Source organism: Kitasatospora sp. NPDC041917 (assembly GCF_055589745.1).
This window is the reverse complement of sequence record NZ_JBVJBI010000005.1, coordinates 327,990-347,274: the sequence shown is the minus strand read 5'-3', so window position 1 is coordinate 347,274 and position 19,285 is coordinate 327,990. Positions and strand designations below refer to the sequence as shown.

The following is a 19,285-nucleotide window of genomic DNA, read 5'->3' as shown; positions in this document are numbered from 1 at the left end:
CGCCGACGGCCGCATCGTCGACGAACTCCACCACCCCACCGCCGACACCGTCCTGGACCGCATGCGCCGCTTCGACGCCAAGGGCCGCACCAGCTGAGGCCCCCGGCCCCCGAAACGCCACCCGTCCCCGAGTACCCCCAGGACTGACGCCTCCCCATGTTCCGCACCGCACTGCGCAATGTGCTCGCCCACAAGGGCCGGCTGCTGATGACGGTACTGGCCGTCATGCTCGGCACCGCCTTCGTGGCCGGCACGCTGGTCTTCTCCGACACCTTCGGCAACGCGCTGAGGACCCAGAACTCCAAGAGCTACACCGACGTCGCCGTCACGGTCAGCGACCGCGAGGCCCGCAACCTCAGCGACGACCACAGCGGCCGGGTCGCCGGACCGACCCTCACCGAGGAGACCCGCACCAAGGTCGCCGCGGTGCCCGGCGCCGCCGAGGTCCGCGGCGTGGTCGGCGGCTTCGCCGGCATCGCCGACACGAAGGGCGCGCTGATCGGCAACGGCTTCTCCACCACCGGCACCAACTACGTGCCGGGCGCCGACGGCACCGACCCGCGCTACCCGCTGGTCGAGGGCCGCGGCCCGAAGGACGCCACCGAGATCGCGCTCGACCGCAAGACCGCCGACAAGGGCGGCTACAAGGTCGGCGACACCGTCCGGGTCGCGGTCAACGGCCCGGTGATGAAGCTCAAGCTCACCGGCACCCTGACCACCAACGACCCGCGCGTGGTGGCCGGCGGCTCGCTGGCCGCCTTCGACACCGCCACCGCCCAGCGGCTCTACCTGACCCCGGGCCGCTACGCCGAGCTGGACGTCAAGGCCAAGCCGGGCACCGACGACGACGCGCTGCTCACCGCCGTCAAGCAGGCCGTCCCGCAGGGCGACTTCATCGAGGCCAGGACCGGGCGTGACCTCGCCGCCGAGCAGGACGAGATGATCAGGAAGGGCACCACCGTCCTGACCACCTTCCTCATGGGCTTCGCGGGCATCGCGCTGTTCGTCGGGATCTTCATCATCGCCAACACCTTCACCATGCTGGTCGCCCAGCGCACCAAGGAACTGGCCCTGCTGCGCGCCGTCGGCGCCACCCGCCGCCAGATCACCCGCTCGGTGCTGGTCGAGGCCGTGCTGGTCGGTCTGACCGCCTCGGTGACCGGTCTGCTGGCGGGCATCGGCATCGCCGCCGGACTCAAGTCGCTGCTCAACGGCCCGATGGACGCCAACCTTCCGGACGGCCCGCTGATCGTCGCCCCCGGCACGGTGCTCGCCGCGCTCGCGGTCGGCGTGCTGGTGACGGTGCTGGCCGCCTGGCTGCCCGCCCGCCGGGCGTCCCGGATCGCCCCGGTGGCGGCGATGAGCTCGGCCGAGCAGCCCGCCACCCAGAAGGGCCTGCGGGTCCGCAACGCCATCGGCCTGCTGTTCTCGCTGGCCGGCCTCGTCTCGCTGGCGGCCGGTGTGGCCGGCAAGGAGGTCAAGCTGGTCGGCCTCGGCGCCGGTGCGCTGCTGATCGGCGTGTTCGTGCTGACCCCGCTGCTGTCCCGGCCGCTGATCGCGCTGTTCGCCCCGCTGCTGCGCGCCGTGTACGGCGCACCGGGCAAGCTGGCCCAGGAGAACGCGATCCGCAACCCGCGCCGCACCGCCGCCACGGCCTCGGCGCTGACCATCGGCGTCACCCTGATCACCTCGCTGACCGTGATCGGCGCCTCGGTGAACCAGGCGGTGGACAGGGCCGCCGAGACCGACCTCAAGGCCGACTACACGGTCGCGATGCAGAACTTCTCGAAGCTCTCCCCCGAGGTCGCCGCCCAGATCGCCAAGGCGCCCGGCGTCGGCGTGATCAGCACCGAACGCGGCGTGACCGTCACGACCGGGCAGAACGGGGAGGACAGCGAGTGGATGACCGCGGTGGACGCCGCGACCATCGACCAGCTGGCCACCGTCAAGGTCAAGGAGGGCTCCGCGGACGCCCTCAAGCAGGGCAAGCTGCTGGTCAGTTCGGGCCGGGCCGAGCATGCCGGCTACAAGGTCGGCGACGCCCTCGCCGTCACCTACCCGGACGGCGCCAAGGGCTCGCTGACCGTCGGCGGCATCCTGGAGGCCAACACCGCGCTGGCGTCGGTCGTCGTCCCGGAGGCCGTGGTCGGCCCGCACCTGGCGCCCGGCACCGGCCTGGAGAAGGTCCTGGTCAAGGGCACGAACGGCGCGACCGAGGAGCTGAAGCAGGCGCTGCGCGACGCGACCGGCGGCAACCCGCTGATCGCGGTCAAGGGCGCGAAGGAGATCAAGGCGGAGAACCGCCAGATGATCACCGGAATCCTGAACATGATGTACGGCCTGCTCGGCATGTCCGTGGTCATCGCGGTGCTCGGCGTGGTCAACACCATGGCGATGTCGGTGTTCGAGCGCCGCCGGGAGATCGGCATGCTGCGGGCGATCGGCCTGGACCGGCTCGGCATCCGCCGGATGGTCCGGCTGGAGTCGCTGCTGATCGCGCTGTTCGGCGGGCTGGTGGGTGTCGGCCTCGGCATCCTGGTCGCCTGGGCGGGCGTGCGCACGCTGGCGGACAGCCTCAAGGACATCACCACCGTCGTCCCGCCGGTGCAGACCGTCGGCTTCCTGCTCGCGGCCGCCGTGATCGGTCTGCTGGCCGCGCTCTGGCCGGCCCACCGGGCGGCCAAGCTGGACATCCTGGACTCGATCAAGAGCCAGTAGCGGTCCGGAGGTGCGGAAGCCCGGAGCCCCCGGGGCGGTTCTCGTCGAACCGCCCCGGGGGCTCCGGTGCGTCGTCGGGCGACTGTCGTCGGCCGAGCGGCATCAGGTGGACGGCACCGGTCAGAACAGGACCTTCTCGTTGTTCGGCTGCAGCGTGCCGGTGGTCACCCCGGCGGCCGAGACCAGCAGCTGGCCGGCCGGCTTGCCGTCGGTGCCGAGCACCTCGGCGGTGACCGGCGTGGTCTCGTCCGGCGCGGTGATCTGGAGGCCGGTGAGCACGTGGCAGGTCGCGTCCGACTTGTCGCAGGCGCTCCACTTGAGGCCCGCGTAGCCGGACTTGTTGGGCTTCAGGGTGACCAGCACCGCCGGCCCGGGGTGGGCCTCGCGGTTGGCCGACAGCGCGTCCGCGCTGTTGTCGGCCTTCAGGCCGCCGAAGCCCGGGTACCCGTACAGGGTGCAGTTGTGGTCGCTCTTGTTCTTGATCGTCAGCATGGCCGAGCCCGCGCCCTTGAGCTGCACGGTGGCGGTGATCTCGTCGCTCTTGCACCGCGAACCGGCCGCCTGGCCGGCCATCGGGTCGCCGGGGACGGTGGCCCCGGCGGCGCTCGCCTTCGGGTCGCCCGGCTTGTCGTCGGTGTACTTCACGTCGTCGCACGCGGTCAGCAGGACGGTCGCCGCGAGGGCGGCGACACCGGCGGCGACTAACCTGGCAGGCCTGCGAACGGTCATGGTCCCCCCAAGGGTGAGTAATGGCATGGGTCTGTCACCCTAAGTACGAAGGCCGTGGCAGAACGGTTCCATTGAGGCTGCAGTTTGTCAGAGCTGACCGTTTTCTTCCTTTTCCTGACCGGTTTCGGCCGCTACTGGCGCGAACTGGCGCCGCCCGCACGACACCGCCCCGCCCGGCGGGTGCCGGACGGGGCGGTACGGGTGGAGGAGGACCGGATCAGGCGGCCGGCTTCGCGGCCACCGGCTGGGCGGGCTTCCCGCTCTTCCCGCCGCCGAGGACGTTGAAGAACACGGCCAGGGTCGGGACCAGGTAGAGCCCCCAGATCACCAGCTGGAGCACCGTCGGGTCCGGCTGGAAGTTGAAGACGCCCTTCAGCAGGGTGCCGTACCAGCTGTCCTTGGGGATGGTGCTGGAGATGTCGAAGGCCGTGCTCTGCAGACCGGGCAGCCAGCCGGCCTCCTGGAGGTCGTGCACGCCGTAGGCGAGGACGCCGGCCGCGACCACGACCAGCATCGCGCCGGTCCAGGTGAAGAACTTGGCCAGGTTGATCTTCAGCGCGCCCCGGTAGAACAGCCAGCCGAGCAGCACCGAGGTGAGCAGGCCGAGCGCGGCGCCGATCAGCGGGTTCCAGCCGTCGCCGGTGGCCTGGACCGCGGTCCAGATGAACAGCGAGGTCTCCAGGCCCTCGCGGCCGACGGCCAGGAAGGCGGTGACCACCAGGGCCGTGGTGCCCATCGCGATCGCCGCGTCCAGCTTGCCGTGCAGCTCGGTCTTCAGGTGCCGGGCGGTGCGCCGCATCCAGAACACCATCCAGGTCACCAGGCCGACCGAGATGATCGACAGCGAGCCGCCGAGCGCCTCCTGGGCCTCGAAGGTGAGCTGCGAGGAGCCGAACTGCAGCAGCGCGCCGAAGGCCATGGAGAGCGCCACGGCCGAGCCGACGCCGATCCACACCGGCGGCAGCCGGTCCTTGCGGCCGGTCTTGACCAGGTAGGCGATCAGAATGCAGACGACCAGGCTGGCTTCGAGGCCTTCGCGCAGGCCGATCAGGTAGTTGCCGAACACGCGGGCTCCTGGGGGGTGTAGAGGTGGTACCGGGGGGCGGGTGAGGTCAGCCGAGCAGGGCCTGGCCCCACCACTCCCCCGGCTTGCGCACGCCCGCCGGGCAGGCGAAGTGGGCGGAGCCGACGTGCTGGATGTACTCGTTGAGCTTGTCGCTCGCCGCGAGGCGGGTCTGCAGCGGAACGAAGGCCTTGCGGGTGTCGCGCTGGTAGGCGAGGAAGAACAGCCCGGCGTCCAGGCGGCCGAGGCCGTCGGTGCCGTCGGTGAAGGAGAAGCCGCGGCGCAGGATCATCAGGCCGTCGTTGGCGTCCGGGTGGGCGAGCGCGACGTGCGAGGTCGCGGGCATCGCCTTGAGGTCCGGCGCGTCGTGCTCCTTGCCCTTGCCGTAGGGGGCGCCCTCGCCCTTGGTGCGGCCGAAGGTGTCCTCCTGGTCCTTGAGCGAGGCGCGGTCCCAGGTCTCGATGTGCATCCGGATCCGCCGGGCGACCAGGTAGGAGCCGCCGGTCATCCACTCCGGGCCGTCGCCGGGCGCGGCCCAGACGTGGTCGGCCAGCTTCCCGGTGTCGGTGCCCGCGATGTTGTGGGTGCCGTCCTTGAACCCCATCAGGTTGCGCGGGGTCTGCTCGTCCGGGGTGGTCGAGGAGGTCTTGCCGAAGCCCAGCTGCGACCAGCGGATGTTGACGGTGCCCATGCCGATCCGGGCCAGGTTGCGGATCGCGTGCACGGCGACCTGCGGGTCGTCGGCGCAGGCCTGGACGCAGAGGTCGCCGCCGCTGCGGGTCGGGTCGAGCTTGTCGCCCTTGAAGTTCGGCAGGTCGATCAGGGCCTCGGGGCGCTTGGCCCGGAGGCCGAAGCGGTCCACGCCGTCCTTCTCGAACAGGCTCGGGCCGAAGCCGATGGTCAGGGTGAGCCGGGAGGCGGGCAGGCCGAGGGCCTCGCCGGTGTCGTCCGGCGGCGCCTCCGGCGAGCCGGGCACCGCGCCGGTGCCGACCTCGCGGCCGCCGGTCATCGCGGCGGCCGCCTTGGTCCACTCCTTGAGCAGCTTGACCAGGGACTCCCGGGTGGCCTTCTCGGAGACGTCGAAGGCGGCGAAGTGCAGCCGGTCCTGGACCGGGGTGGAGATGCCCGCCTGGTGCTCGCCGTAGAACGGCAGCTCGGCGCCGACCGGGGCGGCGACCGGGACGGCGTCGTCCTGCCGGGTGGCGGCCGCCACCGAGCCGACGGCGGCGGCGCCGAGCGCGACGCCCGCGCCGGCCCAGCCGATGACGGCGCGTCGGCTGACCGCGCTCCTGGTGCCGGCGGCGTCGGCGGTGGCCGGCGTCCCGTTCTGCTGCTCGTTCTCCGCGTCCATCGGCGGGCGGGCCCTTCTACTGTGCTGGACTGTGCGCTGACCCACGGAGGCCGTGGGACCCGGATCGCGGGCCGCCACGGCGTCGGCGGGGTACTTCGGGTGGGGTGGCCGGTTACTTGACGACCACGGCGGCGGCCAGCTTCGACAGCGGCTCGCCCAGCGAGTTGACCGCGTCGGAGAAGGCCTTGCGCTCGGTCTCGGTGACCTTGTCGTAGGAGGTGAAGGTGCCGTCGGCCTGCTTGTACTTGGCCAGCAGGGCGTTGATGGCGGCGAACTCGGAGTCCAGCGTCTTCGCGAGCTCCGCGTCCTTCTCGGAGGCGACCGGCTTCAGCAGCTCGTAGGCCTTCTGCGCGCCCTCGACGTTGGCCTGGAAGTCGGCCAGGTCGGTGTGGCTGTAGCGGTCCTCCTCACCGGTGATCTTGTTGGTGGCGACCTCGTCCAGCAACTCCTTGGCGCCGTTGGCCATGCTGGTCGCGGTGATCTCGGCCTCGGGGATCTTCTTCTGCCAGTCCTTGAGGTCGGCGACCAGCTGGTCGGCGAGCTTCTTCTCGTCGTCGCCGATCTTCGCGTCGGCCCAGAGCGACTTCTCCAGCTTGTGCCAGCCGGTCCACTCCTGGCCCTGCTCCAGCTTGTCCTCGCGGGTGTCGGTCTTCGGGTCGACGTCGCCGAAGCTCTCGGCGACCGGCTCGGTGCGCTCCCAGCCGGTGCGCGAGGGCGCGTACAGCGACTTGGCCTTCTCCAGGTCGCCGGACTTGATCGCGGCGGCGAAGGCCTCGACGGCCGGGATGGTGGCGTCGGCCTGCTCCTGGGCGTACGTGCGGTAGGCGGTGACGGCGGCGGCCAGGCGCGGGTCGGCCGGCGCGGCGCTGCCGCCCTCGCCGGTGACGGTGATCTTCTGGCGGATGCCGTCGCCGACCATGCCGGGCTTGCAGGCGATCTCGTACGAGCCGGCCTTGATCTCGGCGTTGATGCTGGCCTTGGTGCCGGGGCCGATGTTCTCGCGCTCGGTGACGATCTTGTCGCCGTCGCCGTAGACGTAGACCTCGGTGGTCTTGGAGCCCTTGTTGCTGATGTCCAGCACGACGTGGCCGGCCGGGAAGCTGGTCCTGGAGACCTCGCAGGCGGTGTCGGTCGCGTTCACCGTGACCGCGCCGGAGGAGGCCGCCTTGTCGTCCTTCTTGGACGCGCAGCCGGCCAGGGTTGCGGTCGCCACGGCGAGGGTGAGCAGCGCGGCTGCGGTGGAACGGCGACGGGCGGACATGCGGGCTCCAACGGAAAAGGGCATGGGTGTGCCATGGCAGTGCGGGCGGCTGGGGGCCAGCCGACCATCATTAGCTAAGGCATACCTTACGTAAAGACGATTTTTCGTCTACACCCACCCCCTGAACCGTTACCTTCCCGGTGTCCGGCGGGCGGCCGCCCGGGCCGTCCAGCGGCCCTCGTGGCGGCTGATCCTGATCGGGTGCCCGAAGGTCTCGCTGATCAGCTCCGTCGTCATCACCTCCGCCACCGGCCCGGCCGCGACGCACTCGCCGCCGCGCAGCAGCAGGGCGTGGGTGGTGCTCTCCGGCAGCTCCTCCAGGTGGTGGGTGACCAGCACGCTGGCCAGCTCCGGATGCTGGTGGCGCAGCAGGTCCAGACTGTCCAGCAGCAGTTCGCGGGCGGTCAGGTCCAGCCCGGTGGCGGGCTCGTCGAGCAGCAGTAGCCGGGGGCTGGGCATCAGCGCACGGGCGATCAGGGCCCGGCCGCGCTCGCCCTGGGACAGCGTCGTCCACGCGGCGTCGGCCATCGCGCGCATCCCGAGCGTGTCGATCAGCCGCTCGGCCCGCTCCAGCGCCTCCGGGGCCGGCTTGCGGTGGAACTCCGGCTCGATGGTGTTGGTGTGCCCGGTGAGCACCACCTCGCGCACGGTCAGCGGTGAACGCAGCGGGTGGCGCGGGTTGACGTGCCCGAGGTGGGCGCGCAGCTCGCGGACGTCCACCCGGCCGAGCCGGCGGCCGAGCACGTCCACCTCGCCGCGGGTGGGGTGGGAGACCGCGCCGAGCAGCGCGAGCAGGGTGGACTTGCCCGCGCCGTTCGGACCGAGCAGCGCCCAGTGCTCGCCCGGCCGGATCTCCAGGGTGATCCCGCGCAGCAGGTGGCGGCCGTCGCGCACGACGTCCACGTCCCGGGTGCGCAGCAGCGGCCCGGCGAAGTCGGGGGCGGATGAATTCATGGGACTCCGATCGCGGCGCCGGGCAGGGTGCGGGCGGGGCGCCGCACCGGACGGGCCGGCGCCGTCCGTCCGCGTGCAGAGTACAACCGTCGGCCGTGGACGGGCCCGGACGTCCGAGGGGTGGACGCGCCAGAACCCTGTTGTCCGGAGGGAGTTGGGAGGAGGATCGTGCCTCCGAGGGGAAGCGGGGACGAGGGGGACGAGGATGACCGGGGAGCGGGTCGACACCCTGCACGCGCTGGTCGAACGGCAGGCCCGGCTGGCGCCCGAGGCGGTGGCCGTGCGCTGCGGCCGGCGGGAGCTGAGCTACGGGGAGCTGGACGCGCGGGCCGGGCGGCTGGCCGCGGTGCTGGCGGAGCGGGGCCTGGCCCCGGGCGGCCGGGCGGCGGTCGCGCTCGGCCGGGGCACCGAGGTGTACGTGGCGCTGCTGGCCGTGCTGAAGGCGGGCGCGGCGTTCGTGCCGCTGGAACCGGCCGCGCCGGACGCACTGCTGCGGCACGTGCTCGCGGACGCCGCACCGGACCTGGTGGTCACCGAGGAGTGCCACCGGGTACGGCTGGCGGACGCCGGCGGGGCCCGGCTGGTCTGCGTCGACACGGCCGCCCCCGCGACGGCCCCGTTCGCGCCGCCCGAGACCGGCCCCGGGGACCTCGCCTGCGTCTTCTACACCTCCGGTTCCACCGGCCTGCCCGTCGGCGCGCTGGTCGAGCACCGCAACCTGCTGGCCGCGTACGAGGGCTGGCGTGAGGTGTACGAGCTGACCGCCGAGGACCGGATCCTGCAGACGGCGAGCCTGGAGTTCGACGTCTTCACCGCCGACTGGGTGCGTGCGCTCTGTACCGGCGCCACCCTGGTGGTCACCCCGTTCAACCTCACCCTGGACCGCGCCGCCGACCTCGGGGCACTGCCCGCCCTGGTGGCCGCGGAGCGGATCACCGTCCTGGAGCTGAACGTCCGCACCGCGCGCCGGCTGACCGCCCTGCTGGCCGAGGCCGGCGGCGCGGGGGCCGGCGCGGGCCTGCCCGGGGTACGGCTGCTCACCGTCGGCGCCGAGAAGTGGTACCTGGACGAGCAGTTGGGCCTGCAACGCCTGCTCGGCGCGGGCACCCGGGTGCTGAACGTCTACGGGCTGGCCGAGGCCACCGTGGACAGCACCTACTTCGACGCGCGGGGCACCGCCGCCGCCGAGGGCGCCGAACGGGTCTCGCTGGTCGGCCGGCCCTTTCCCGGCACCCGGGTGTACGTGCTCGGCCCGAACCGCACCCCCGCCAAGCAGGGCATGACGGGCGAGATCGCGATCGCCGGCGCCGGCCTGACCCGCGGCTACCTCAACCGGCCCACGGACACCGCCCGCCGCTTCATCCGGGCGGACTTCGACCCGGACGGCCGGGTGCTGCTGACCGGCGACCTCGGGGTGCTGCGCGCGGACGGCGTGCTGGAGTTCACCGCCCGGGCCGCGGCCGTGGTCGGACCGCTCGGCACGAGACGGCCGACAAGCGTGCTGGCGCGGGTCCGGGCGGCGGTCCGCGCGGAGGGCGTGCTGCGCGGGCACCCGGCGGTGCGGGAGGCGGCCGTCGTCGAGGTGGAGACGGTGCCGGGCAAACCGCAGCTGGTCGGCTACGCGGTGACCGAGCCGGGTACGGACGGCGCCGACGGCTGGTCGCTCTCCCAGTACCTGAGGACCGCGCTCAGGGGCCAGTCGGTGCCCGCCGCCGTCGTCCCGGTACCCGAACTGCCGCGCACCCGGGCCGGCAAGCTGAACCGCGCGGCCCTGCCGCTGCCGGCCCCGCCGGGACACGCCGCCCGGCGCTCCGCCAAGGCCGGTGGCGGCCGGAACGGCGGCAAGACCGGGGGCGGCGTCCGGAGCGGCGGCAAGGCGGGCGGCGGTTCCGGGAACTCGGACTTCGGGAGCGGCTGCGGCGCGGTCTTCTGCGTGCTGATCTTCGCCGCGAGCGCGTGGGCGATGACCGATGTGCTCTTCCCCGGCTCGACCGATCTCACCGGCGTCCCCTCCCCGTACAGCGGCTGGTTCCGGCTGCTCTATCTGTGCGAGAACCTGGCGTTCGGCGCCGGGCTCGTCTGGTTCGGTGCCGGCTTCGAGGCCGTCCTGCGGCAGGGCAGGCCGGTCCGGCTCTCGGCGCTGGCCCACCTGGCGATCACCTGGCTGCTGGTCAACTGGTGGCCGCAGGACAACCTGTACCGGCTCACCAAGGCCACGGACTGGCCGCGCGAGACCGTGATGGTGTTCGCGTTCAACGTCTCGCTGATGCTCGCGGCGCTGGTGCTGATCCGGTTCATGCTCTGGCGGCCTCCGGCCGGAGGGGGCGAAAGGAAGGGCCGGCATCTCTGAGCGCCTCGAACATCACCTGAGCGCCTCGAACATCCCGGTCAGCCCCCGGTTCGCGGCCTCGACCAGCGCCTCGGCCGCGTCCAGTGCCTCGGCGTCCGGCCCGGCGAGGGCGAGGCCGACGACGGGCTCCGGGTCGTGGCACGCGGTCGGGATCAGCGGCAGCAGGGTGACGCCGAGCCGGGCGCAGCGCGGGCGCAGCCGTTCCAGGTGGTCGTGCAGCGCGGCCGGGGCGAGCCGGGCGCCGAGCGGCATCCCGTCCAGGGTGCGCACCAGGTGGCCGGGGCCGCGCACCCGGTCGAGGCGGGCGGCCAGCACGAAGGCGACGGCCGGACCGGTGAGCCGCAGGTTGATCTCGGTGGGGGCGAGCCGGCGCTCCCGGTCGGTGACGAAGTCGACGTCGTACCAGCCGCGGTAGCCCTCGGCGGCCAGCCGCTCCCCCACCGCCAGGGCGAACCGGCGGGCGGTGTCGGCGGCGGCGTGCGGCACCGTGCCGGGGCCGACGGTGACGCCCTGGTAGCGGGTGCCGGCCACGTCCATGGCACCGGCGCCGACCGGGTGGACGGTGCCGTCCGGTCCGACCAGGGCGTCGTAGGTGAGGTCGCGCAGCCGGGCCGCCGGGCCCGGGTCGACGTACTCCTCCAGCAGCAACGCGCCTTCGGGGGGCAGGACTTCGGTACGCACCAGGTGCCGCAGCAGCGCCCTGCCGCCGCCCGCCGCGAACAGTTCGGCGGACTCCACCACCACGGTGCCGTAGCCGCCGACGCCGTACGGGCTCTTCAGTACGGTGGTCTGTCCCCGGACGGCGCGGGCGGTGAGCCGACGGGCGGCCCGGCGGCGGCCCTCCGGACGCTCCTGGCGCGGCAGCCGGATGCCGGGGTGCCCGGGGGCGAGGGCGGCGAACAGGTCGTGCGCGGCGGCCTTGGACTCGTAGCGGCGCACGGCGGCCAGCTCGGGCCCCTCGCCATGCGCGGCGTTCCGCCCCCAACTCACCACCGGGCGGCCGGAGTCGGCGATCCGGGCGGCCAGGGCGGGGCGGGCGGCGAGCGCCTCGGCCACCGTCCGGTCCGGCGCCACACCGCTGTGCACCTCGACCGGGCCCCAGGCCAACTCCCGGGCCAGCCAGTCGGTCCACTCAGGGGCGACCTCGGCGGGCAGGACCAGCAGGGCCGGTTCGGGGCTGTAGCAGACGGCCAGGCAGGCGTAGTGGTGCGCCTGCCGCAGCCGACGCAGGCGCTGGGCCTCGTCCATGCCGGGTGCGAAGAACTGCGCGTTGAAGTCCGCGACGTCGCCCACGTGGACCGCCGCCCGGCCACCGGTCCAGGCCCCCACCCATCCGTCCATGGGGCGGAAGCCTAGGGCTTCAGAGCGCCAACAGCCCCGCGTCGGTGGGGCGCAGGCCGCAGGCGTCGAGGTAGAAGGGGCGCAGGTGGGGCTCGTAGTCGACGTGCAGCCAGGTACAGCCGGCCGCGCGGGCGCCGTCGGCGGCCTCGGCGACCAGCCGGGTGGCGATGCCCTGCCGCCGGGCGTCCGGGGCGACCACGGTGTCGAGCAGGAAGGCGTGGGCGCCGCCGTCCCAGGCGAGGTTGACGAAGCCGACCAGGGCGTCGTCGGCGGTGCGCCGGGCGGTGACCCAGCCGAGGCTGTGCCGCTCCAGGCGGGCGATCCGGTCGCCCGACTCCCCGGGGTGGCCGAAGCCTTCGGCGTGCAGGGTGTCGAGTTCGGGGTCGGTGAGCGGGCCGCGCCACAGGTAGTCGATCGTCACGACGGCACTGTAGACCCCTTGTTAAGTTCTGATCATTTTTTATCGACCAAGGACACGACTTGGCAAAGTTATGACCTTTCCTCTAGCTGAATCTGACTGACCCCGGTCAATCTCTGACGCAGCTCCTTTCCCTGCACAGCTACCCCCACTGGAGTCAGAGTGACCCCCACGCCTTCCTCCCGCCGTGCCCGCGTGGCCGGAGCCGTCGCGGTCGTCGCCGCCCTCGCCGGCGCCACCGTCCCGGCCGCCACGGCCTCCGCCGCCACCGCCCCGCGCGAGGCCGCGATATCCCAGGCCCGCGCCAACGTCACCCACAACGCGGGGGTGTTCGGCTTCGGCGCCGGCCAGGACCTCGTGCTCAAGGACGTCGTGCTGGACGCCGACGGCGCCTCGCACGTCCGCTTCGACCGCACCTTCCAGGGCCTGCCGGTGGTCGGCGGCGACCTGGTCGTCCACCAGGACGCCAAGGGCAGGCTCAAGGACTCCTCCCGCGCGGCCGCCCACGACGCCGCCGTGAAGTCGACCGTCCCGAAGGTGACCGCGCAGTCCGGCGCGGCCGGCGCGCTCGCCGCCGCCCCGGGCGTCCAGGACGCCGTCAGCACCCCCGAGCTGGTCGTCTGGGCCGCCGACGGCACGCCCCGGCTGGCCTGGCGCACCACCGTCGCGGGCACCGGCGCGCACGGCGAGCCGGCCGGCAAGGTCGTCGTCACCGACGCCACCACCGGCGAGCAGATCGAGTCCTACGATGCCGAGCACCAGGCGACCGGCACCGGGAACTCCGAGTACACCGGCAGGATCAGCATCGACACCACCGCCAAGTCCGGCGGCGGCTACACCCTGACCGACCCGGTCCGCGGCCACGTCACCAAGGACGCCAACAACCTCTCCGCGAGTTCGATCAAGGCGACCTCCGGCACCGCGTTCAACAGCACCACCAACGTCTGGGGCGACGGGAAGAAGTTCTCCACCGACCGCTCCACCGCCGCCGTCGACGCCCACGCCAACACCGCCTGGACGTACGACTATTACAAGAACGTCCACGGCCGCAGCGGCATCAAGAACGACGGCAAAGGCGCCACCGTCTTCGTCCACGTCGGCACCAACTGGGACAACGCCCAGTGGTCCGACAGCTGCTTCTGCATGATGACCGGCGACGGCAACGGCAGCAGCGACCCGGAGCAGGTCGACCTCGACACCATGGGCCACGAGATGACCCACGGCGTCACCAGCGCCACCGCCAACCTGCGCTACAGCGGCGAGTCCGGCGGCCTCAACGAGTCCACCAGCGACATCTTCGGCACCATGGTCGAGTGGTACGCCAACAACAGCGTCGACACCGGCGACTACCTGTTCAGCGACCAGTCCACCCCGCCGTGGCTGCGCCGCTTCGACAAGCCCTCGCTGGACGGCTCCTCGGCCGACTGCTGGAGCAGCAGCGTCGGCAAGCTCGACGTGCACTACTCCTCGGGCGTCGGCAACCACTGGTTCTACCTGGCCAGCGAGGGCAGCGGCAGCAAGACCATCAACGGCGTCACCTACAACAGCGCGACCTGCAACGGCTCCACGGTGGCCGGCATCGGCCACGACAAGATCGCCAAGATCTGGTACCGCGCGCTGACCGTCTACATGACCTCCACCACCAACTACAAGGGCGCCCGCGCCGCCTCCCTGAACGCCGCCCGCGACCTGTACGGCGCCGCCAGCACCGAGTACAACGCGGTCGCGGCGGCCTGGAGCGGGGTCAACGTCAGCTGACTTCCTAGTAGTTGAACCCCACGTGGCAGTGGTCGTGGTGGGTGTCGTCGGTGAAGAACCGGTTGCCGGCGCCCGGGATCGCCACCGGCCCGCCCACGTTGTACGCACCGGCGGCGGCCGCGTCCCGCATGAAGGACTCGACCAGCTGCCGGGACGTACCCGGGTCGACCACGGCCAGCCCGTCGATCCGCCAGACGTCGAAGGCCCGGCCCAGTGGATGGTCGCTGGGCCGGGTCGTCCCGAAGACGTCCAGCGGGTGGCCGGTCCGCACCACGCTCACCGAGAGCGTGTACGGGCCGGCCAGCCGCAGCATCGCCTCCAGCACGCTGTCGTGCACGGTGCCGCTGCGCAGGTCTGCGGCGGCCTCGGGCGGCAGCTCGACCCGGGGCTCGGCCAGCACCCGGGCCACCGCGGGCGGCGGTGCGGCGGCCGCCGGGCCCGCCACTCCCGGGTGCAGCTCGGTGACCGTCCAGCGCGGCTCGGCCCGGCTCAGCCGGACGTCCACCGTGGTGCCGCCCTCGGCCACCGAACCGTCCGGACCGCGCGTCCACTGACGGCAGACCACGAGCACGCTCGCCGAGTCGTCGAGGATGCCTCCGTACTGGGCGACGATCACCTCCAGGCTCGCCTCGGCCGCCGCCGGGGCGAGCGGACCCGCGGCGTCGGCCAGCGCGGGCGGCAGGCCGAGCGCCGCCACCCGGGCACGGGCCGCCTCCGTGCCCTGCCCGCCGGGCGGCCAGGCGCCGAGCGCGGCGACCAGCTCGACGGCGCGGCGCTTGACGTCGGGCTGGATCTCGCCGGGGCCGGGCTGCCAGAGGGGCGGCCGGGGCAGCGGGGTCGGTGTCCGCGCGGGCGTTCCGGCACTACTCGTGGCGGCGGGCGTCGTGGCGGCCGGGCCGGTGGTCGCGGCCCGCGGCCCGCTCCCGCTCGTGCACCCCGCCGCACCCAGCACCAGCGCCGCCGCGCCCGCCCGCAGCACCCCGCGCCGGCCCGCGGCCCGGCCGCCGTCTCCACCCGTCATGCCGTCAGTATGCGGCGGAGGACCCCCTGGCGCAGGAGGCGTCAGCCCAGCCGACGGATCGGTTCGCCCGCCAGGAACGCCGCGATGTCCTCCACCGCCTCCTCGTAGTAGCGCCGGTAGTTGTCCTGCGACACGTACCCCAGGTGCGGGGTGGCCAGCAGCCGGGGAGCGGTGCGCATCGGGTGGTCGGCGGGCAGCGGTTCGATGTCGAAGACGTCGACGCCCGCACCCGCGATCCGGCCGCCGATGAGCGCGGTGAGCAGCGCGTCCTGGTCGACGATCGCCGCCCGGGAGGTGTTGACCAGGTACGCCCCGGGCTTCATCAGGTCCAGCTCGGCCGCGCCGATCAGCCCCCGGGTGCCCGGGTCGAGGGCGAGGTGGATCGAGACGAAGTCGCTCTCGCGGAGCAGCTCCTCCTTGTCGGCGGCGCGCCGCACGCCCGCCCCGGCGGCCCGCTCGTCGGTCAGGCTCCGGCTCCAGGCCACCACGTCCATGCCGAAGGCCAGGCCGACCCGGGCCACCCGGCCGCCGATCCGGCCGAGGCCGAGCAGCCCGAGCGTCCGGCCGTGCAGGTCGGCGCCGACGGTGCTCTGCCAGGGGCCGCCCTCGCGCAGCGCGGTGTTCTCCTGGACGATGCCGCGGGCCAGTCCGAGCAGCAGCGCCCACGTCAGCTCGACCGGCGGGGTGCCCGAGCTGGCGGTGCCGCAGACCGTCACCCCGTGCGCCTGCGCGGCCGCGAGGTCGATCGCCGCGTTGCGCATCCCGGAGGCGACCAGCAGCCGGAGCCGCGGCAGCCGGGCGAACAGCGAGGCCGGGAAGGGCACCCGCTCGCGCAGGGTGACCACGATGTCGAACCCGGCGAGCGCGGCGGCCAGCTCCTCCTCCGAGCCGAAGTGCTCGCGGAAGGCCGTCACCGAGACCCGGCCCGCCACCGGGGACCAGTCGGCGCTGCTGGTGGCGACGCCCTGGTAGTCGTCCAGGACGGCGCAGCTGAGGATCGGAGGCGTCATGCCCGCACTCTCGCAGAAGCCTCCGCCACCCGGCGCCCCGGGTCGGGTCCGGGGCGGTGGCGGTGCCGGACCGACCTGCGGAGGGAGATACGTCGGCACCACCTGAGAAAACCAGCGGCGCCGGACAGCAGACCCTGTTCCGGGGTCTGCTGTCCGGCCGAAGGAATTGCAGTCGCCGCTATCCGCTCAGCACTTCCCATTCCTGGCGGTCGATGGTGTGACACCTCCAGGACAGGACCTCGGTGTTGTAATCCAGGCAGTACTTGGTCCCGTCGTACAGAATGTAGAGCTTGACGATGTTCCCTGGATTGAGCGACCCCTCGACGTGGAGGTCGGCATTGAGATTCCCACAGTACCCCCCTTCGACCTCCGAGCCCTCCAGCGTATAGATGTTCAGACAGGACTTGTAGTCCATGTTGTACAGGTCGACAGGATTGTTCCCCGGCCAGCGGAGTTCGAAGCGTTGATCCGAATATCCCACACAGGGGTAAGCACCGACGTGCTTCCCGAAAGCCGCATGGAAGGACAGGCACTTATGGGCCGTTCGGGTGACATGCATTTCAGAGCCACCTGAAGCGGTGAAGTCATCGTCGTGGGCACTGGTTATTCCTGGCCCCGTCGGCGCACCCCTACAACCGCACGGCTGATCAGAATCATTTATCCAGGGGAATCACCATAAAGTTCGTCACCGAACACCGGACCACCGTCCGGCTAGCGCATTTCCGGGGCCGCAGGCCGTAGCCCTCCTCGGTCCGCACGATCCGGGGCGGCCCAACCGGCCAGCTCCGCCGGGCGGTTGGTGATGATCCCGTCCACGCCCGCCGCCGTGAGGGCCTTCCAGCGGGCGGGCAGGTCGACCGTCCAGACGTTGACCGCCACCCCGGCGGCGTGCAGTTCCCCGACCGCGCCGGGGCGGGCGGAGAGCGCGTCGTCCGAGGGGTGGTAGGCGGCCAGGCCGAGGCCCCGGGCGGTGGCGACCGGGTCGGCGTCCAGGGTGGAGCGGAGCAGCGCGAGGGGCAGTTCGGGGGCCAGTTCGCGGGTGTGGCGCAGGGCGTCGACCTCGAAGCTCTGGACCATGACCCGGTCGGCCATGCCGTGGTCGCGCACCTCCCGGACGATCCGGGCGACCTCGTCGCGGCTGTGCGGCCCCTTGATCTCCAGCAGCAGCCGGCCACCGCGGGTGCGCAGGTCCTCCAGCTGGGCGGCCAGGGTCGGCAGCCGGGTGCCCGCGTAGGCCGGGGCGAACCAGGAGCCGGCGTCCAGCGCGTCCAGTTGGGCGGCGGTCAGCTCGCGGATCCGGCCGGTGCCGTCAGTGGTGCGGTCCACGGTGTCGTCGTGCAGCACGTACGGGACGCCGTCACTGCTGGGCTGGACGTCGTTCTCGACCCACTCGGCGCCAGCCCGGCGGGCCACCTCGTCCGACACCAGGGTGTTCTCCGGCGCGGCGGAGGAGGCGCCGCGGTGCGCGTACACGGTCGGCGGTGCACCGGCCGGGCGGAGCCGGGTGTCGGCGGCGGGTGCGGCGGCGGGTGCGGCGGCCGACCGCACCGGTGCCCCGGCGAGCGCGACGGCGCCGACGGCGGCCCCGAGCAGCGCGGCGACGAGAACGGTCCGACGGCGCCGCTGCCGGAGGTGCCGGGGGTGCCGGGGGCCTTGCCGGGGACCTCGATTGGGTGTCATGTCCCGCACATTACGGCCGTCCGGCACCTGCGGCCCGACGACACCGGCATCCGGGGCGACACGCCGGCGCGCGGAGCAACACCCGCTCACCCTCCGCCGGCGGCGCCGCGCGCACAGCACCGACCGCCCGGCCCGGTGGGCGCCGACCAGGCGGGCGTCCCGCACAGCCGTCAGGTACTGGGACACCGCGGACGCCGACAACCCGGTGCGCCGGGCGAGCTCGGTCGTGGAGACCGGGCCGCCAGCTCCGTCAGAAGCCGGGTGCGGGAGCGACCGAGGACGGCCGCCACAGCCTCGGCGCCGGCCGCCGGGGCGGTGGCCCACAGGGTGCCGGTGCCGCGCGCCGGACAGGCGAGCTGCAGCGGGTCCGGCGGGGCCGGACGGGTGCGGAGCGCCGGGCCGGTGAAGACGGACGGCACCAGCGGGAGGCCCGCCCCGGCCGTGGGTCCCGGCAGCGGGCGGGTGCGGTGGCGCAGCCGCAGAGCGCCCTCCGTCCAGCGAAGCCCGGCGTGCAGGTCGTTCAGCACCTGCGCCGCGCCGCGCTCGGCCGCCAAGCCCCACCCCCGTGGATTCACGCATGGTCGAATCGTTGGCGCTCAGGCCGGTGCAGCAGTGATCATCATGGGCATGACTTCGAGCGCAGTTGCCAACACCCCCGTCACCCCCGTCACGGCCGCCGCCTCCGGTACGTGGAAGCTCGGCGACCGCACCGTCCACCGGATCGGCTTCGGCACCATGCGTCTGCCCCAGACCGGCCCGGCACTCGTCCCGCACGCCGTCCCCCGCGACCGCGAGCAGGCGCTGCGGGTGCTGCGCCGCGCGGTCGAGCTGGGCGTCAACCACATCGACACCGCCGCCTTCTACTTCTCGCCGCTGCGCTCCGCCAACGAGCTGATCAACCGGGCGCTCGCGCCGTACCCCGACGATCTGGTGATCGCCACCAAGGTCGGCCCCGGCCGCGGCCTCGACGGCGAGTGGGCCGAGCACGCCCGCACCCCCGAGCGGCTGCGCGCCCAGGTCGAGCAGAACCTGCGTCAGCTCGGCCGCGACCACCTCGACCTGGTGAACCTGCGCGTCCTCGGCACCGACTCGGTCGCCGAACGCTTCGGCGCGCTGGCCGAGTTGTGCCGGGCCGGGCTGATCCGCCGACTGGGGCTGTCCAACGTCCACCCGCACCAGCTCGCCGAGGCGCAGACCATCGCGCCGGTGGTCTGCGTGCAGAACCCGTACGGCATCGGAGCCACCCCGGCGCAGGACGAGGTGCTGCGGATCTGCGGGGAGCAGGGCATCGCCTTCGTCCCCTTCTACGCGATCGCCGGGGCCGGGCGGGAGGGCGGCGCCGGCGAGGCCGAGCCCGCCCAGGTCCGGGCGGTGGCCGAGGCGCGCGGGGTGAGCACCGCGCAGGTGCGGCTGGCCTGGACCCTGCACCGCGGCCCGCACGTGCTGGCCATCCCGGGCACCGGCGACGTGGCGCACCTGGAGGACAACATCGCCGCCGGGGCACTGCGACTGTCGGCCGAGGAGCTGGCGCTGCTGGACGAGGCCCACGCGGGCTGAGGCAGAACCGGGCACGGCCCGAGCCGGAACGGGGCACCGCCCGAGCCGGAACCGGGCACGGCCCACGGCGCGTC

16 protein-coding genes and 1 pseudogene are annotated in these 19,285 nt (G+C 73.2%); 5 read left to right on the top strand and 12 right to left on the bottom strand.

What is annotated here, in order from left to right:
• A pseudogene (locus ACZ6EM_RS08840) lies at positions 1-97 on the top strand (ABC transporter ATP-binding protein); the annotation flags it as partial.
• A 59-nt stretch (positions 98-156) separates the two neighbouring features.
• Entirely contained in the window at positions 157-2,718 is a 2,562-nt protein-coding gene (locus ACZ6EM_RS08835; protein WP_465772105.1) for an ABC transporter permease, read from the top strand.
• Between the two features lie 120 nt (positions 2,719-2,838).
• On the opposite strand, the gene ACZ6EM_RS08830 is transcribed toward ACZ6EM_RS08835, so the two are convergent.
• From ACZ6EM_RS08830 to ACZ6EM_RS08810, 5 genes are all read right to left on the bottom strand, one after another.
• A complete protein-coding gene (locus ACZ6EM_RS08830) occupies positions 2,839-3,447 on the bottom strand; it encodes a DUF4232 domain-containing protein (protein WP_359911001.1) in 609 nt (202 codons plus the stop codon).
• Positions 3,448-3,664: 217 nt separating this feature from the next.
• Positions 3,665-4,513 carry an iron uptake transporter permease EfeU gene (gene efeU, locus ACZ6EM_RS08825; RefSeq protein WP_465772103.1) on the bottom strand — a complete coding sequence of 283 codons (849 nt, stop codon included), beginning with the start codon at positions 4,511-4,513 and terminating at the stop codon, positions 3,665-3,667.
• A gap of 46 nt (positions 4,514-4,559) precedes the next feature.
• Positions 4,560-5,861, bottom strand: a complete 1,302-nt coding sequence (gene efeB / locus ACZ6EM_RS08820) for an iron uptake transporter deferrochelatase/peroxidase subunit (RefSeq protein ID WP_380549256.1) — start codon at positions 5,859-5,861, stop codon at positions 4,560-4,562.
• 112 nt (positions 5,862-5,973) lie between these two features.
• Positions 5,974-7,122, bottom strand: a complete 1,149-nt coding sequence (efeO, locus tag ACZ6EM_RS08815; protein ID WP_380549259.1) for an iron uptake system protein EfeO — start codon at positions 7,120-7,122, stop codon at positions 5,974-5,976.
• Positions 7,123-7,251: 129 nt separating this feature from the next.
• A complete protein-coding gene (locus ACZ6EM_RS08810) occupies positions 7,252-8,076 on the bottom strand; it encodes an ABC transporter ATP-binding protein (RefSeq protein ID WP_380549262.1) in 825 nt (274 codons plus the stop codon).
• A gap of 205 nt (positions 8,077-8,281) precedes the next feature.
• Here ACZ6EM_RS08810 and ACZ6EM_RS08805 point away from each other — a divergent pair, with 205 nt between their 5' ends.
• Complete coding sequence (locus ACZ6EM_RS08805; RefSeq protein WP_465772102.1) at positions 8,282-10,426, top strand: amino acid adenylation domain-containing protein; 2,145 nt, start codon at positions 8,282-8,284, stop codon at positions 10,424-10,426.
• Between the two features lie 12 nt (positions 10,427-10,438).
• On the opposite strand, the gene ACZ6EM_RS08800 is transcribed toward ACZ6EM_RS08805, so the two are convergent.
• Positions 10,439-11,767, bottom strand: a complete 1,329-nt coding sequence (locus tag ACZ6EM_RS08800; RefSeq protein ID WP_465772101.1) for a hypothetical protein — start codon at positions 11,765-11,767, stop codon at positions 10,439-10,441.
• 19 nt (positions 11,768-11,786) lie between these two features.
• Positions 11,787-12,188, bottom strand: coding sequence for a GNAT family N-acetyltransferase (locus tag ACZ6EM_RS08795; RefSeq protein WP_465772100.1), 402 nt, complete (start codon positions 12,186-12,188; stop codon positions 11,787-11,789).
• 159 nt (positions 12,189-12,347) lie between these two features.
• Here ACZ6EM_RS08795 and ACZ6EM_RS08790 point away from each other — a divergent pair, with 159 nt between their 5' ends.
• The gene (locus tag ACZ6EM_RS08790) at positions 12,348-13,943 is read left to right on the top strand and encodes a M4 family metallopeptidase (RefSeq protein WP_401049140.1); all 1,596 of its coding nucleotides are present in this window, start codon (positions 12,348-12,350) and stop codon (positions 13,941-13,943) included.
• A gap of 4 nt (positions 13,944-13,947) precedes the next feature.
• On the opposite strand, the gene ACZ6EM_RS08785 is transcribed toward ACZ6EM_RS08790, so the two are convergent.
• From ACZ6EM_RS08785 to ACZ6EM_RS08765, 5 genes are all read right to left on the bottom strand, one after another.
• Positions 13,948-14,964 (bottom strand): hypothetical protein, encoded by a 1,017-nt coding sequence (locus tag ACZ6EM_RS08785; RefSeq protein ID WP_465772098.1) that lies wholly within the window; start codon positions 14,962-14,964, stop codon positions 13,948-13,950.
• Between the two features lie 41 nt (positions 14,965-15,005).
• Entirely contained in the window at positions 15,006-15,974 is a 969-nt protein-coding gene (locus tag ACZ6EM_RS08780) for a D-2-hydroxyacid dehydrogenase family protein (RefSeq protein WP_452178643.1), read from the bottom strand.
• A 178-nt stretch (positions 15,975-16,152) separates the two neighbouring features.
• Positions 16,153-16,389, bottom strand: coding sequence for a hypothetical protein (locus tag ACZ6EM_RS08775; RefSeq protein WP_465772096.1), 237 nt, complete (start codon positions 16,387-16,389; stop codon positions 16,153-16,155).
• 296 nt (positions 16,390-16,685) lie between these two features.
• A complete protein-coding gene (locus tag ACZ6EM_RS08770) occupies positions 16,686-17,654 on the bottom strand; it encodes a glycerophosphodiester phosphodiesterase (protein ID WP_465772094.1) in 969 nt (322 codons plus the stop codon).
• 170 nt (positions 17,655-17,824) lie between these two features.
• A complete protein-coding gene (locus ACZ6EM_RS08765) occupies positions 17,825-18,208 on the bottom strand; it encodes a hypothetical protein (protein WP_401049131.1) in 384 nt (127 codons plus the stop codon).
• Positions 18,209-18,281: 73 nt separating this feature from the next.
• Here ACZ6EM_RS08765 and ACZ6EM_RS08760 point away from each other — a divergent pair, with 73 nt between their 5' ends.
• Positions 18,282-19,211, top strand: a complete 930-nt coding sequence (locus ACZ6EM_RS08760) for an aldo/keto reductase (protein ID WP_452178646.1) — start codon at positions 18,282-18,284, stop codon at positions 19,209-19,211.
• The last annotated feature ends 74 nt before the right edge of the window (positions 19,212-19,285 follow it).

Excerpts from the sequence above, each read along its gene's own strand:
- ACZ6EM_RS08835 (WP_465772105.1), top strand. The coding sequence starts at position 157 with ATGTTCCGCACCGCACTGCGCAATGTGCTCGCCCACAAGGGCCGGCTG.
- ACZ6EM_RS08830 (WP_359911001.1), bottom strand. The coding sequence starts at position 3,447 with ATGACCGTTCGCAGGCCTGCCAGGTTAGTCGCCGCCGGTGTCGCCGCC.
- efeB (WP_380549256.1), bottom strand. The coding sequence starts at position 5,861 with ATGGACGCGGAGAACGAGCAGCAGAACGGGACGCCGGCCACCGCCGAC.
- efeO (WP_380549259.1), bottom strand. The coding sequence starts at position 7,122 with ATGTCCGCCCGTCGCCGTTCCACCGCAGCCGCGCTGCTCACCCTCGCC.
- ACZ6EM_RS08810 (WP_380549262.1), bottom strand. The coding sequence starts at position 8,076 with ATGAATTCATCCGCCCCCGACTTCGCCGGGCCGCTGCTGCGCACCCGG.
- ACZ6EM_RS08805 (WP_465772102.1), top strand. The coding sequence starts at position 8,282 with ATGACCGGGGAGCGGGTCGACACCCTGCACGCGCTGGTCGAACGGCAG.
- ACZ6EM_RS08800 (WP_465772101.1), bottom strand. The coding sequence starts at position 11,767 with ATGGACGGATGGGTGGGGGCCTGGACCGGTGGCCGGGCGGCGGTCCAC.
- ACZ6EM_RS08785 (WP_465772098.1), bottom strand. The coding sequence starts at position 14,964 with ATGACGGGTGGAGACGGCGGCCGGGCCGCGGGCCGGCGCGGGGTGCTG.
- ACZ6EM_RS08780 (WP_452178643.1), bottom strand. The coding sequence starts at position 15,974 with ATGACGCCTCCGATCCTCAGCTGCGCCGTCCTGGACGACTACCAGGGC.
- ACZ6EM_RS08775 (WP_465772096.1), bottom strand. The coding sequence starts at position 16,389 with ATGGACTACAAGTCCTGTCTGAACATCTATACGCTGGAGGGCTCGGAG.
- ACZ6EM_RS08770 (WP_465772094.1), bottom strand. The coding sequence starts at position 17,654 with ATGACACCCAATCGAGGTCCCCGGCAAGGCCCCCGGCACCCCCGGCAC.
- ACZ6EM_RS08760 (WP_452178646.1), top strand. The coding sequence starts at position 18,282 with ATGACTTCGAGCGCAGTTGCCAACACCCCCGTCACCCCCGTCACGGCC.